At 39.5% G+C, this 14,243-nt stretch carries 13 protein-coding genes, 2 tRNA genes and 1 pseudogene; 5 read left to right on the top strand and 11 right to left on the bottom strand.

The window, feature by feature from the left end; genetic code table 11:
* Window positions 1–29: 29 nt before the first annotated feature.
* Complete coding sequence (chrA, locus tag BLU80_RS00910; RefSeq protein ID WP_091392210.1) at window positions 30–1,286, bottom strand: chromate efflux transporter; 1,257 nt, start codon at window positions 1,284–1,286, stop codon at window positions 30–32.
* Between the two features lie 164 nt (window positions 1,287–1,450).
* Between chrA and BLU80_RS00905 the strand changes: the two genes are divergently transcribed.
* Window positions 1,451–2,407, top strand: a complete 957-nt coding sequence (locus BLU80_RS00905; RefSeq protein WP_091392209.1) for a diacylglycerol/lipid kinase family protein — start codon at window positions 1,451–1,453, stop codon at window positions 2,405–2,407.
* On the opposite strand, the gene BLU80_RS00900 is transcribed toward BLU80_RS00905, so the two are convergent.
* The 3 genes from BLU80_RS00900 to gap form a co-directional block, all read right to left on the bottom strand.
* Window positions 2,404–3,087: a hypothetical protein gene (locus BLU80_RS00900; protein WP_091392207.1), complete on the bottom strand. Its 684-nt coding sequence runs from the start codon at window positions 3,085–3,087 to the stop codon at window positions 2,404–2,406. The genes BLU80_RS00905 and BLU80_RS00900 overlap by 4 nt on opposite strands.
* 9 nt (window positions 3,088–3,096) lie before the next feature.
* Window positions 3,097–3,423, bottom strand: a complete 327-nt coding sequence (locus tag BLU80_RS00895; RefSeq protein WP_091392205.1) for a DMT family transporter — start codon at window positions 3,421–3,423, stop codon at window positions 3,097–3,099.
* 109 nt (window positions 3,424–3,532) lie between these two features.
* Window positions 3,533–4,546, bottom strand: a complete 1,014-nt coding sequence (gene gap / locus BLU80_RS00890; RefSeq protein ID WP_091392203.1) for a type I glyceraldehyde-3-phosphate dehydrogenase — start codon at window positions 4,544–4,546, stop codon at window positions 3,533–3,535.
* 182 nt (window positions 4,547–4,728) lie between these two features.
* Between gap and BLU80_RS00885 the strand changes: the two genes are divergently transcribed.
* Together BLU80_RS00885 and purD are read left to right on the top strand one after the other, a co-directional pair.
* A tRNA-Glu gene (locus BLU80_RS00885) sits at window positions 4,729–4,800 on the top strand.
* 144 nt (window positions 4,801–4,944) lie between these two features.
* Window positions 4,945–6,222: a phosphoribosylamine--glycine ligase gene (gene purD, locus BLU80_RS00880; RefSeq protein ID WP_091392202.1), complete on the top strand. Its 1,278-nt coding sequence runs from the start codon at window positions 4,945–4,947 to the stop codon at window positions 6,220–6,222.
* Window positions 6,223–6,234: 12 nt separating this feature from the next.
* On the opposite strand, the gene BLU80_RS00875 is transcribed toward purD, so the two are convergent.
* A complete protein-coding gene (locus BLU80_RS00875) occupies window positions 6,235–8,016 on the bottom strand; it encodes an AMP-dependent synthetase/ligase (protein ID WP_091392200.1) in 1,782 nt (593 codons plus the stop codon).
* Between the two features lie 120 nt (window positions 8,017–8,136).
* Here BLU80_RS00875 and BLU80_RS00870 point away from each other — a divergent pair.
* A tRNA-Leu gene (locus BLU80_RS00870) sits at window positions 8,137–8,220 on the top strand.
* 427 nt (window positions 8,221–8,647) lie between these two features.
* On the opposite strand, the gene hxsC is transcribed toward BLU80_RS00870, so the two are convergent.
* The 6 genes and pseudogenes from hxsC to BLU80_RS20035 all read right to left on the bottom strand — a co-directional run.
* A complete protein-coding gene (hxsC, locus tag BLU80_RS00860) occupies window positions 8,648–9,781 on the bottom strand; it encodes a His-Xaa-Ser system radical SAM maturase HxsC (protein WP_091392197.1) in 1,134 nt (377 codons plus the stop codon).
* A 14-nt stretch (window positions 9,782–9,795) separates the two neighbouring features.
* Window positions 9,796–11,280, bottom strand: coding sequence for a His-Xaa-Ser system radical SAM maturase HxsB (gene hxsB, locus BLU80_RS00855; protein ID WP_091392195.1), 1,485 nt, complete (start codon window positions 11,278–11,280; stop codon window positions 9,796–9,798).
* Window positions 11,281–11,646 (bottom strand): His-Xaa-Ser system protein HxsD, encoded by a 366-nt coding sequence (gene hxsD / locus BLU80_RS00850; protein WP_091392193.1) that lies wholly within the window; start codon window positions 11,644–11,646, stop codon window positions 11,281–11,283.
* The gene (locus BLU80_RS19635) at window positions 11,630–12,346 is read right to left on the bottom strand and encodes a peptidoglycan-binding domain-containing protein (RefSeq protein WP_211481702.1); all 717 of its coding nucleotides are present in this window, start codon (window positions 12,344–12,346) and stop codon (window positions 11,630–11,632) included. The genes hxsD and BLU80_RS19635 overlap by 17 nt, the downstream gene beginning before the upstream one ends.
* A gap of 338 nt (window positions 12,347–12,684) precedes the next feature.
* Entirely contained in the window at window positions 12,685–12,996 is a 312-nt protein-coding gene (locus tag BLU80_RS19365; RefSeq protein ID WP_139188059.1) for a helix-turn-helix domain-containing protein, read from the bottom strand.
* Window positions 12,997–13,108: 112 nt separating this feature from the next.
* A pseudogene (locus BLU80_RS20035) lies at window positions 13,109–13,327 on the bottom strand (S41 family peptidase); the annotation flags it as partial.
* An 86-nt stretch (window positions 13,328–13,413) separates the two neighbouring features.
* Here BLU80_RS20035 and BLU80_RS00835 point away from each other — a divergent pair.
* On the top strand, window positions 13,414–14,241 hold the full coding sequence (locus BLU80_RS00835) for a type IV toxin-antitoxin system AbiEi family antitoxin domain-containing protein (protein WP_091392190.1): 828 nt from the start codon (window positions 13,414–13,416) through the stop codon (window positions 14,239–14,241).
* Window positions 14,242–14,243: the final 2 nt, after the last annotated feature.

The raw sequence follows: 14,243 nt of genomic DNA, 5'->3' as shown, positions 1-14,243 counted from the left end.
TTTTTTATATATTATAATTTAATATTATATTAAAATATTATACCCAGTAATAAGCATAATATAACAATAAACGGGGCGGGTATTTTCGTGTATTTTAAAAGAACAAAGGTACCGGCAATAGTAGTTATATTAATAATATGTTCTATATTTCCATCAATAACATTTACGGATATATCCTTCATTAAATATAAAGAAGAGGCAAGTATGATGGCAACTACAGCCGCATTAATTCCTTCCAGTGATCGGTAAATAATGGCATACTTTTTTAAATTATTCCATACTGGAAAGAAAAAAAGTATCAGCAAGGTAGAAGGTAAAAAAATGGCGACGGTTGCAATGACGCAACCCCAAAATTGAGCAGCAGGTCCTTTATTTTTTAAAACCATGCCGCCTACAAAAGAACTGATGGTAAAGGTAGGTCCAGGTATAGCCTTTAGCATTCCATAACCCGTTAAAAAGGCATCATTATCCATTTTCAGCGCACCTGTATTTTTTTTCTGAACTTCTTTTGTAGTGGGACGCACAACATATTGTTCATACATCAGCGGTGCCAGTACATCTCCCCCGCCAAAGGTCAGAGATCCGAAACGATAACAGTTTTCAAATAAATTATATTTACCTCTGTTTTCCCAATTATGTTTACGGGCTGATTCGGATAATACACCGGCCAGAATAAAAATGGAGAAAAATATAAGCAGGTTGCCCCATCTGACTTTACTGTGTTTTGTTTCCCTTTGTGGTATACGCTTATGGCTGAAATTGGTGGCTATCCCAGCTGCGACAATAATAGCCGGAAAGATCCACGGTGTTTTAAAGAGTAAAAATGTCAGAATGGTCCCTATGAGTAAAATTACCTTAGTAATGGTATTGGTAATAGAAAACTTAAAGAGTTTTACCGCGGAAAAAGCGATAAATCCTACCGCCATGGGTTTTATGTACTTAAACAATTCCCTGGTATTAATGGCTGATTTATCTAAGTAATCCAACAAAAAGGAAAGACTACCCATAATGATACTGGCAGGTAAAATCCAGGTGATAAGCGCCAGGATAGCCAGTATTAGCCCCCCTCTTTTATAACCAATAAGTGTAATGGTCTGAGAGGAGGAGGCTCCGGGTAACATCTGACAAAAAGCATTATATTCTAATAATTCTTCTTCTGTTATATCTTTTCGCTCCTGAACAAATGTCTTGAGCATCATGGCAAAATGGCCCTGCGCCCCTCCAAAGGCAGTAAGGGTATACCATAATACGGCTTTTAGAAAGGATAAATGCCTGATTAGTTTCAAAATAATAATATATGAGGCTTTGTCTTTGTGAGGCTTAAAGATAAATAATTTTTTAATTTTATAAAAGACAATTAAATGACATTAAAAGCTGTTATTAATTAACAGATTTTAATGGATAAAAAAGATACCTTTGTTCTCTCTAACGAACGCCAATTAGTTTCATTATGGAGCATATAGAAACGATAGAAAAGCCAAATGTTCAACGCGTGGCCATTCAAAAAAAACAACGCAAAATTATCTATTTGGTGAACCCTATATCCGGGACAGCTAAAAAGGAAACCCTGGTTACCCTGATTGAGAAAATCAGTAAAGAACGAGGACTGCATTGCGAAATTATGCCCACCAATAAAAGAGGGAACTATGACTTTTTAATTGATAAAATTCAAAAAGAAGATATTACGGATATAGTGATCATTGGTGGTGACGGAACGGTCAATCATGTTGTAGGAGCCTTGCATAATGAACCGGTTACCTTTGGCATTATACCCTATGGAAGTGGTAATGGCCTGGCCAGAGCCGCAGGCATTCCCTCTAAGCCGAGACTTGCTTTTGAGTTAATTCTGAATGGAGAATCCAAGTATGTGGATGCCTTTAAAGTGAACGGACATTTTGCCTGTATGCTGAGCGGTGTTGGCTTTGATGCTAAAGTCGCCCATGATTTTGCTTCTAAAAGTACGCGCGGTTTGCTTACGTATACACAACAAAGCATCATTAATTATTTTAAGGCCCAGCCTTATCAATTTGAAATTGAAGTGGATAAATTTTCCTTCTTTTCAGATGCATTTTTTATCAGCATTGCAAATGCTAACCAGTTCGGTAATAACGTTACCATTGCTCCTGAAGCAAAATTAAACGACGGTTTACTGGATATTGTGGTGGTTCAAAAAATGAATAAGGCAAAACTGCCGTTTGCGGTACTTCAACAGATCAGAGGAAATAATAAACTCCAGGAACTGGTGGAAGAAGTAACCAACAAAAATATTTTATATTTTCAGACCCCTGAAATAAAAATCAAGAATTTATTGAATGCCCCGATGCATATTGATGGAGAACCCATTGATTTTGCCAAGGAAATTAATGTTGAAATCATTAAAAACGCTTACCGTCTGATCAGGCCTTAATTTACAATACCTGCCGGTTTATACACTTCACTGGAACTTTTGAATTTGTAATGTTCAACTTTTGGCAGCGAGGGCTGGGGATTGATGATTTTTATCAAGCTTTCCGGCGTTTCTGCTATGTGTAAGACAGCCTCCTGGCTTTTACTTTTGGTTTCTGAACTCTCCTGTAAAACCGATCCCGATTTAATTCGTATTAATATGAAATAACAATTCTTATCTTTCATATTGGTCGTTGTAATTTGGTAGTCGGTTGTCGCTACCTTGGACAAAATGTTTTCTTTTTCTTTTGATCTGTACAGATTGCCAAATTTTGTACTACCCAGATTCAGCGTGAATGCGGCGTCTTTATTTGCATCAAAGAAATGATTCGGTTCATTCGTATAGGTCTTTGCCTGACCATCATTAAAATCAAAATTGGGAAGCGTCAGGTTAATGGTGTAATTCACATTGTTTCCCTGATACTGGGTAATGCCCTGTGCACTGACTTTAAGGGTCTTACTGAATTTAGATGGATGTACATCAGTTCCTAATACCTGAATGGTGTTGGGAAGTTCGCTAAGGGACAGGCTTAAAATGATATCATTATTTTTCCTTTTTTGCGCAAATCCTGTTTGTAGATTAAGGGCAATTGCAAGGCCCAGAAAAAAAACAGAAACCAGTATTTTATGAGCTTTTTGCATATCAAAAATTTAATGGGATACCGCCTTCAGGCCTATGATAGAACCAATCAGGGTACAGATGAAAAATAAACGCCAAAAGGAAGCAGGTTCTTTGAACCATAATATACCTACCAAAACAGTGCCGACAGCTCCAATGCCGGTCCATACGGCATAGGCCGTTCCAATAGGGAGGGTCTGAGTTGCTTTAATTAATAGTAACATGCTGATAGTCAAACTGATGACAAATCCGCTGTACCAATAAATAGCCGTGGTTCCACTGGACTGGTTGCCTTTTTCTAAACAGGAGGCAAATCCTACCTCACATAATCCCGCAATAATAAGTATCAGCCAATTCATAATGCCAAAATTATATTGAAAGTTACTGAATTTTAAATAGCAAAAGGGTAAGTCCTGGTTAAAGACCTACCCTTTTACTAAATGCCAGAAATTCTTTTATATATAAGAATTATTTAGAAATCAGACCGGCAAAGAAATGAACGGTACGAACTAACTGTGATACATAGCTCATTTCATTATCATACCAGCTGGTTACTTTTACTAATTGTTTATCGCCGAATTCTACAACTTTAGTCTGTGTAGCATCGAACAGAGAACCAAAATGAATACCGATGATATCGGAGCTGACAATCTGGTCTTCATTATAACCAAAGCTTTCGTTGCTGGCAGCTTTCATGGCAGCGTTAACTTCAGCAACCGTTGTTTTCTTAGCTAAAACAGCAGTCAATTCAGTCAATGAACCAGTAATTACCGGAACACGCTGAGCACCACCGTCTAAAACACCTTTCAGTTCAGGCAGTACCAGACCGATTGCTTTTGCAGCACCTGTAGAGTTAGGAACGATGTTCTGAGCAGCAGCACGTGCACGACGCAAATCATTTTTAGGATGAGGAGCATCCAGCGTGTTCTGATCATTCGTATAAGCGTGAACCGTAGTCATGCTTCCAACTTCGATTTTAAAGGCATCGTTTAAGGCTTTAGCCATCGGAGCCAGACAGTTGGTTGTACAAGAAGCACAGCTGATGATTGTTTCACTACCATCTAAAATATCATGGTTAACATTGAAAACGATAGTTTTCAAATCACCAGTAGCGGGTGCAGAGATAACAACTCTTTTTGCACCTGCTTTCAAGTGTGCAGAAGCTTTATCTTTATCAGCGAAGAAACCTGTAGATTCAATAACAACGTCTACATCGTGTTCACCCCAAGGGATTAAAGATGGATCTCTTTGAGCGTAGATGTTGATTTCTTCACCATTTACGATAATTGATTTGTCAGTGCTGGTAACGGTACCTTCAAAACGGCCCTGAGCACTATCGTATTTAAGCAGATGGGCTAATGTTGAAGGGCTGGTAAGGTCATTCACTGCCACTACATCGATCCCTTCCATATTGTAAATTTGGCGGAAAACGAGACGACCAATGCGACCGAAACCGTTGATCGCAACTTTAACTGAACTCATATCGAATTTATTTTGTTTTGAATAATGTGATGCGAATTTACAGGAAAGACTGGAGTTATAGTAAACAATTAACATTTTTCTCGTGAATAACCGTTTGTTTGCAAATATTTGTTTTTCAGAATTATTGAAAAATATTTGGTGGAAATTTAAAATATATTACCTTTGCAATCCCAAACGATAATGGAGCGTTGGTCAAGGGGTTAAGACACCTCCCTTTCACGGAGGAATCACGGGTTCGATTCCCGTACGCTCTACAAAGGAAAGGTTTAAAAGTTGCAAAAGCCGCTAATTCAACAATTAGCGGCTTTGTTTATTTTATCCCGGCTTTATTTTGACAAAGGCAGGGAAAAATGCCCTGGCTGTTTTATTTTCGCAAAAGTTATATAAAAGTCTAATACATGAATATTCTCATATTGGGGTCAGGTGGCAGAGAGCATGCCCTGGCATGGAAAATCAAGGAAAGTAAACATTGCGACAAAGTGTTTATTGCACCAGGTAATGCAGGAACCGCTGGCGTTGGTCATAACGTCCCCATTGGAGTCAATGATTTTGATGCAATTAAGCAATTTGTAATAGATAATAAAGTAACGATGCTGGTGGTTGGGCCGGAAGATCCACTGGTAAACGGGGTGTATGATTATTTTAAGGCCCAGCAGGATTGGAAAGGAATGGTGATTGCTCCTTCCAAATATGGAGCACAGTTAGAGGGAAGTAAGGCATTTTCCAAGAAGTTCATGGAAAGGCACAGCATCCCGACGGCTTCCTATGCAGAATTTAATGAAGAAAATTACGAAGAAGGAAAAGCTTATATTGCTCAGCATAGTCTGCCCGTCGTTTTAAAAGCAGATGGACTGGCCGCTGGAAAAGGGGTGGTCATTGCTGCCACCCATGAGGAAGCGCTCCATACATTCGAACAAATGATCCTGAATAAACAATTCGGGGAAGCCTCCTCCAAAGTTGTCATCGAGCAATTTCTGGACGGGATAGAAGTCAGCGTTTTTATATTAACCGATGGAAAGGATTATAAAATAATCGGCCACGCAAAGGATTATAAAAGAATCGGGGAGGGTGATACCGGATTAAATACGGGCGGAATGGGTTGTGTAACCCCTGTTCCTTTTATGGATCAGGCATTTATGGATAAGGTAGAAAACGCTATTATTCGTCCGACAGTAGAAGGGATAGCCTCAGAAAATATTGATTACAAAGGATTTATATTTTTTGGCTTAATCAACGTGAACGGTGATCCCATGGTTATTGAATATAATTGCCGGATGGGGGATCCTGAGACAGAGGTTATTATGCCAAGTCTATCTGCTGATATAGTGGACCTGTTTTTGGCCGTTTATCACGGAGGTTTAAACGATGTGGTTATAGAACCTGCTAAAAAATCCTGCGTAACGGTTGTGGCAGTCAGCGGAGGCTATCCCGGCGATTATGAAAAAGGCAAGGAAATTACACTGCCGGATATGAAAGAGCGCAAGGATAGTTTGATATTCCACGCCGGAACTCAGTTAAAAGGGGACAAAATTCTAACCAGTGGAGGCAGAGTCCTTGCTGTTACCTCTTATGGCGATGATATTCAAGCGGCAGCTGAAAAATCAAGAACCGTATTAAAGGAGATTCATTTTGAAGGAATGAATTTTAGAAAAGATATCGGATACGAGTTCAAATAAGATATTTGTAAGTTAGTCGAAAAGCCTGGTGATGGCATCTTTATATTTTTCCATCACCACTTTGCGTCTGACGCTAAGTTTTGGGGTGAGTTCACCCGATTCAATGCTCCAGGGTCTGGATAACAACATGTGTTTTTTAATTTGTTCCGTTGCACTCAGGTGCTGATTGATTTTTTGGATATGATCCTTAAAGAGCTTTTTTACTTCCGGGAGGGCAATAGCCTGTTCCAGACTATTAAAGGATAAGTTGTTTTGTGCTGCCCAGGTTTTTAGGGATTCCTGACTGGGAACAATCAGCGCGGCCACATATTTTTGTTCAGCGCCTACAATTATTGCCTGTTCAACAAAATCTGACTCTTTTAATTTATTTTCAATAGGCTGTGGTGCCACATATTTCCCCCCAGAAGTTTTAAATAACTCCTTTTTTCTATCTGTTATTTTCAAAAACCGGCCTTCGACCAGTGTTCCGATATCACCGGTATGTAACCATCCGTCAATAATGGTTTCTGCGGTCAGATCTGGTTTTTTGTAATACCCAGCCATTACAGTAGGACCTTTTACACAGATTTCTCCATCCGCTTCAAGTTTAAATTCTAAGCCGTCGATTACGGGGCCTACGGTCCCAATCATCGTTTCATTATTAATGTGACGATTTACAGAAATAACAGGACTATTCTCTGTCGGACCATAGCCTTCATACACCGGAATGCCTGCGGCATTAAATATTCTGAGCAGTCGCTCGGGACAGGCAGCCCCTCCTGTAATTATATGCAGGATATCTCCACCAAGCGCCTGTTGCCATTTAGAGAAGACGAGCTTACGGGCAAGCGCCAATTCTGCTTTATAAAACAAACTCTTCCATTTTCTGTTATCATATTGTTCTCCCACTTTAATGGACCAGTTAAAAACCTTCTTTTGAGCACCTTCTAAAGCCTGGCCTGTTTTATTGATTTTTTCAAAGACTTTTTCTAAAAGCCTGGGCACAGTCATAAAAATATGGGGTCTGATTTCTTTTATGTTTTCTCCTATTTTTTCCATTCCTTCTGCGAAATAGATACTAATACCGCTAAACATATACACATAACTGATACATTTTTCAAAAATATGATTCAGTGGCAAAAAGCTAAGAGCTCGCAGATCCGGGTTATCCGGGAAAGGAAAACTTTCCTTTGCGAGCATAGCGCAACTTATAATATTCCCGTGTGAGAGCATAACTCCTTTGGGTTGACCAGTGGTTCCTGAAGTGTAAATAATCGTAGCTAAGTGATCCGTTGTGATATTGGCTTTAATTTCCTGAATATGTTCCAGGGCATCCTGATCAGCCTTTTGCTGAATTTCCGTCCAGTTGGGTTTATCTGTCGGGTCAAAACTAAAAACAAACTGTATGGAAGGAGAACCAGCAAGGACGCTTTCATATTTTTTAAGCAATAACTTATTGGAAATCAGAACCATTTTAACTTCGGCTTCCTCAAAAATGTAGGCTAATTCTTCAGGAGGTGTTGTAGGATAAATAGGGACAAGTATTGCCCCGATTTGCTGGACCGCAAGGTCCGCTATGATCCATTCCGGCCTGTTTTCAGATATAATTGCTATTTTGTCTGCTCCTTCCGCCGTAAAGTCTTTTGCACTGATACCCAGATTATGTAAACCCGCTGCGGTCTTTTGTACGTATTCGTTTACCTGGTTGGTGGATATTGCCTGCCATTTTCCATCAAGTTTATGCACCAGCATGTTTTCTTTATTAAAGTTAAGCTGCTGGTATTCTATTGCATCAAATAAACGAGTTGGGACCATGTTAAAGGGTTTTATGAAAAGGCGATTGTAACTTTAAAAATACATAAAAATAGCCGGACATAAAATTATTATGCGTGAATTATAGTTATAATGTAAACAAACCTTATTTTTGCGCTCCATGCGGAGGTGGCGAAATTGGTAGACGCGCTACTTTGAGGTGGTAGTGCCCGTTAGGGCTTGGGAGTTCGAATCTCCTCTTCCGCACAGAACCGTTAATAAGAATCCTGTAAATTGAACATTTACGGGATTTTTTATACTCTGTGTTCCGTTTTTTTTACGCTTGTTTCCGTTTGGTCCCGTTCTTTTTGGCGGACAAATGGCGGACAGATGGGGATGTAAAGTAAAATTAGGCTGAGACAGTCGGAGATGCTGACCAGTCCGGAGCTCACTGTAATAGGGTGTAGAATAATAATTAGGCTGTATTTTGGTTGGCATAGCGTGAGTTTCGATGACCTGGCGCAAGTTTTAATCGATTTGATGTTTCAGAAAACCAATTTTTCACTGAATGCAGATGGAGATGCGGATGTTTTACTTTTTGAACATACAGGTCTTACGAGCCTAAATATCCAATCTACAAATTAAAGTCAGGTGATATGTGTCAGATGACCTGGCGTTCTGTTTTTTAAGCGTATCAGATTGCTTTAAGAAAATCGCTATGCTTATGAATTGCTGAGGCAAATAGTCCCGCGCAGTTTTCTTTCTGGGAACAGTTCTTACACACATCCAAATAGATATTTTTCCAATCCGATATGGATTTCTTTGTGAATTTCCATAATATATCTGGCAGAAGGCATAATTGTAGATTGTATATTGACACATTGATGCCGTTATCGGCCAAAAAAAGGACGGCATCACTAAGTGCGTAGATATACTCGTGCGGGTCCATCCAGAGTTTTTCAATATTAAATGGTGTATAGCCCTGATGCTCCAGTCCCATGAACACGACCTGTTCCACAAACGGTAAGTTTTTGTATATGTACTTTGCCAGTCGGGTAAGTCTTGGAACAGACTGTTTGTGAAGGACAATACGTAATTCTATTCTTTGTCCTGCTTCAGCCAAGTGATACAGGCCGGACATCGTCTGATTAAATGCATCTTTAGACTGAACGATATAATCATGGATCTGATAGAAATCTGAATATAAGGGTATGCCAAACATGATTTTTTCCATGTTCAAGGTTTCTAATCTGGCGGTAAAAGATTTCCACGCAAAAACCCTTCCGTTGGTCAGGCAATGCAGATCGGTATCCGGTAGTTCCCTTTTCAATAGTGACAGCAATTCGAAGAATCTTTCCCCCAGAAGCGTTGGTTCGCCACCGGTAAGGCACAGTTCGGGGCAATTTTTTGGAATCAACGGAATTAGCTTTTTATATAGGCTAAATAGATAAGGTATGTCATTTCGATCTTTGGGGGGTTGAGAGCACATCAGACAATTGCTGTTACAGCGTTCAGTGAATACCAGAAAGTTATGTCTTGATTTAACGCGATAAAGTGTATTAACAATGCCGTCAGTATTAATGACAACGATATCGCCGTCTTGCAAATGATCCAATGAAACGATATTGTAGACGCCTTTAGCCGGTTCGTCAATATGCTCCAGTGGCTGAGTTGATAGAAATACCGCGTTGTTTTCAGCGTTTGTGAATTTAATGCCTTTCTTAACTATATATATCAAATCGTTGGCTGAAGCATCCAAATCCCTGGATACTCTCCCTACAATAGGTTCTGTAATATTATAAGGGCGCCCTTTTGTTTTTAGATTCATAACTAAAAATTTATCTAATTGTAGAAGATCTTTTCAATATTTTTATTATTGTCCATTAACTCCAACAAGTACCGGATAATCTCCATATTTTTCCTGCAAAACAGACTGTCTGCTCTGTTTCCATACATGTCTCCTTGTGTAGCATAATGGAATACTGGGTCCGCACCGCAATAGGCCTGAAAAGCACATTCTGAACATCCCGCTAAGGCTTCATTCACCATAACGTCAGAAATATGACTTACATTTTCATTAAAAAAAATGTCGTTGTAAGTATTCTCATCTAAGTTACCCAGACAGAATGTGTAGTCATGATTTTCTGCAAGCATACGCGCCTCATCGGAGGCATATACTTTGCCATCATAATTAAAGACAATCACTTTGTTAATCATTCCCGCGGGCGATTGCAAGTCAACATATCCCACAGGAAAAGGTGAAAGGATCTTTTTAAGAATAATCGTAGCATATTCCTCCCGGAAAAAATGCCCCTCCATGTTATATTTTATTATTCTATTGAGCGCCGTTTTATAAAATGTCAAGAATCGATCGGTTAGGTAACCGTTTTTTTTGTCGTTGTGCTTTGCGAAACCATAGGGACTGATTGGCCTAAGGAAGATGCTTTTGAAGCTTTTATTGAAATATTCATCGACAATTTCGGTTGGATAATCAAGAGAAAGGGTTGTGGTTGTCAGTAAGGCGGAAACTTTATCCTCCCCAAGTGAAGCGCGACATTTTTCAATTCCTTCTATTGTCAACTCATAACTATTATTTTCTGGCCTGTGTCTATTTGCATTATGGATAAAAGCTGGTCCATCCAGGGAGGTAGATATTAAAATATTTTCTGTCTTACAATAATTGAGAATTTCATCATTTAGCAAGGCAAGGTTGGTGCATATTACATAGGTCATGTTTTTATTTAGTTGCTGCGCCAGCATATTTGCCTTTTCAATCGCATACTGGATATTTTCAAAAGCAAGTAGAGCCTCCCCTCCCTGGAATTCCATCGTCAAATTGACAGAGGGGGACATCATCATATACTCTATACCTTTGTCAATATGCGTTCTACCCATATCGTATGTTGTTTTGTTGGTGGTTACGCGGGATACTTGACAATAATGACAGGTATGTTCACATCGAAGGGAAATTACAAATATGTGCAACGTAGTAAACCCATCCAGAAAATACTTTTTCGTGCGGTACCGGGCTGCGGCGATATCAATAAGTGGTGGGATCCTGTCTTCACTTATAAAAAAATTGGCAACAAGATCTGCGTATAATTCTTTGTCAATTTCCGGGTTTATTGTTTTTGTAATTACTTTTTCAGCAGTACCGGAAGGGACTATCAGGAAATCCCCGATCTCATTGACAAGTACTTCTTTTTGCTCATTGATTCTGTAGAATCTGAAGGGCAAAAGATAATATTCATTTTGCTTGCTGGACTCATAGTATTCAAAATCTTTAAATTTCCTTGTCTTTTTTATTTCTGCTTTTATTTGTTCCATTTATTCTTGCATATTTTCAGGATCAAAACCGACCGGGTCGGAAATTTCAGATTCCGGTGTTTCATCGGAATCATAATAGGCAAATGCTTTAGCGATCATGAGTTCCCGAATAGTTTTTGTTTCTTTTGTTACAATGTCACGAAGTTTAAAGTCAATCAGGTCTTTTTTTATTTTTGTTATTAACGGCTCCGCGAAATTTTTATCGACTGGTTTGATTTTTACTAAATGCTGCTTCTCAGAATCATCTGCAATTTCAATAGCATAATCGGTACTGTACCAATAGAAGCATTTATATAATACATCTGTGTTGTATAACGATTTGTCTATATAGATCGATAACTCTTGATCGTTAATTTCTGTTTTCATGGAATTTTCTTTTAATTATTATCAGGGTGTTTTTGCCCACTTTCCCATCTACTTTTAACCCGTTCTGTAATTGAAAATATCTCACTGCAAGGTCAGTATAGTCTCCGAAGTAGCACGATTTGCCTTCAATAAGAGAAATTGTAAACCCCAGCTTTTCTAAAATGCGCTGCAACTGTGCTACGTCTCTGCCGGCGCAGCCCTTGAAGAGCATACGGGTGCCTAAAGAATCTATTTCTGGGGTAAGCAATTTCTTTATCGTGGTATTTTTGTGAATGTTCTGTGTCGGTGCAGCTTTAGGACGGTAAGTTGACTTTTTTGGTGCGGGAACAGGAGGGATTATCACTTTCCGGTGAGAAGGATAATAAGATGGAGAAGATGAAACATGAGACGAGTGGGAAGAATGGGATGAGTGACCCGGTGGCGGAGAGTATGACGCGTGGGATGAGTGGGACGCATGGGAGCTATGGGAGGTGTGATTTACTGCTACGCTTTTTTCTATATTTTTGGTATTCAACTTAAGAACAAATTGGGATTTTTTTTTGAATTTGAATGACAGATCCGGATTCAGGTCGGTGTTTGTATTGATAGACGCGGGTTCTGCTTTTGCCGATTGATTTGTCAGGGCGGCAATGGAGGCCGCAATGGTAATGATGGTCTTTTTTGTCAACAGTTTAAGCCCAAATTTTGGTTCTTTTCTCACTCTAGTCAATTTGAATATTTAAGCTTTCAGAAGTTTGCGTACGTCCCGTTTGCATGGACGATGCTTAAATCTGACCAAGCTTTTAATAGTTAACAAACTTAGTTGTTTTTTTAACAGGGATTGACGGGTATTTATGTTTACCTATGGTGCCGATGGAATTAGGGAGTCTCGTCTGAGAGCGAAGAAGCTTGCCATATTTAATTAATATAGCTTACTGGGACTATAATGCTCTGATATTCAGCGGCCCGGACAAATTGCCCTTATTCTGTTACAAAATTACATAAAATTGCCTTTAGTTTGTTACAAGTGTAGGATGCTATGGTTTGCGGTTACTCGTTTTATTCCTGCTCATTTTTTCGGCGTTCCATTTTTTCCCATTGCCGGAGGACGGACCTGTCGGGGCGTTCCAGTTCATCCTCTCCTATCCTTGAGATGAGCTCATGGATATCCAGGTCATAAAAGCGGCAAAGCCGGAGGGCCGCCAGAAAGCTCAACTCGCGCTGGTCTCTTTCTATACTCAGATAGGTAGTATGTGACATCATAAGGGCCTTGGCCAGTGAATGCGTATTGGGAAAGCGGGTGTTGCGCAATTCGGCCAGCACCTGGCCTACCGTTTTTTTGTTTGGGATGTTTGTCTCGTCTGCTTTCATTAGCGCAAAGATAGTAACTCAAAAGGCTTTTGTAGCAGAAGGTCCCGTAGTTCACGGATGCTTCGCGGAGAGGGGCGAATGGTGATATCCGGCCGGATATGCCGTCCGAGTAGTAGATGTCGAGGCCGGAAAAGAAGAGCTGGTTGCCGTCTGTCAGCCTGACGAAGGTCTTATTGTCATCTGCTCCGGCGGTCTGACTACCAATAAAAGTAAGGTCCGGGATCTTTTTAAAGATCATGGCGAACATTTCCATGGCACTCTGGGTATATTCATTGATCAGCACGACTACCTGTCTTGTCCTGAAAATCAGTTGAAGGCAAAACCGATACAATATGGAGGCGTAATTATCTATTATATTTTCGTGACCTGTCTAATGTTTAAGCTTTATATCAAAAATGGGACCTTAAAAGTCCCAAAATGAATACAAAAGGTAAGACCTTGTCAACGAAATCCGCTAGTCTAATAAAACATTTTAATGATTTGAATCAGCACGCTTTTACACTGTCTGAAGCAATTGCCTTACTTGGTGCGTCATCGAACGAGGCTGTTAGAAAACTCGTCAGGGATATGGTAAAGAGAGGGCTGTTATTGCGGCTCAAAGATGGGATTTATTGGATTATTCCTTATGAACAGGATGCTACCAATTACTTCCCTAATGTGCATTTGGTAGCTGGTTATTTTGTTGGAGGTTCAAATTATTACGTAGGCTATTACAGTGCATTGGAACTGCACGGCGTTATTACACAGCCATCGATGGTGGAGCTAGTCGTAGTGGACAAGCAAATAAAGCCATCCTCGCTCAAAAGCGGCGGTAACCAGTTCCGCTTCATTTATCACAACGAAACACATTTTTTCGGGGTAAAACATATATGGATTGATAGCTATAATAAAGTAGCATGCAGCGATCTTGAAAAAACATTTATAGACTGTTTGTTTAAGCCAGATATTGGCAGTGGTATTTATGAAATCGCAGAGGCTTTGTACAAAGTAAAAGATAAAATAGACTATGAAAAACTCTTTTTGTATAGTAAAAAGTTCGGCACACAAGCTGTGATTAAAAGACTGGGCTTTTTGTTGGAACTCATAGGTATTGAAAATGGCATTTTGGAGAAGCTGCAAAAATTAAAAACTCAATCCTTTACACTATTAGAGCCTTCTTATGAAAAGAAGGGGAGGTTCATCACTAATTGGAGCATCCAGCAGAACATAGATACAGACGATATTGTTTCATCCATATTTACATAGAT

It is taken from the genome of Arachidicoccus rhizosphaerae, assembly GCF_900107765.1.
Taxonomy (GTDB): Bacteria; Bacteroidota; Bacteroidia; order Chitinophagales; family Chitinophagaceae; genus Arachidicoccus; species Arachidicoccus rhizosphaerae.
The sequence above is the reverse complement of the archived record's forward strand: the minus strand, read 5'-3'. Positions and strand labels throughout refer to the sequence as shown.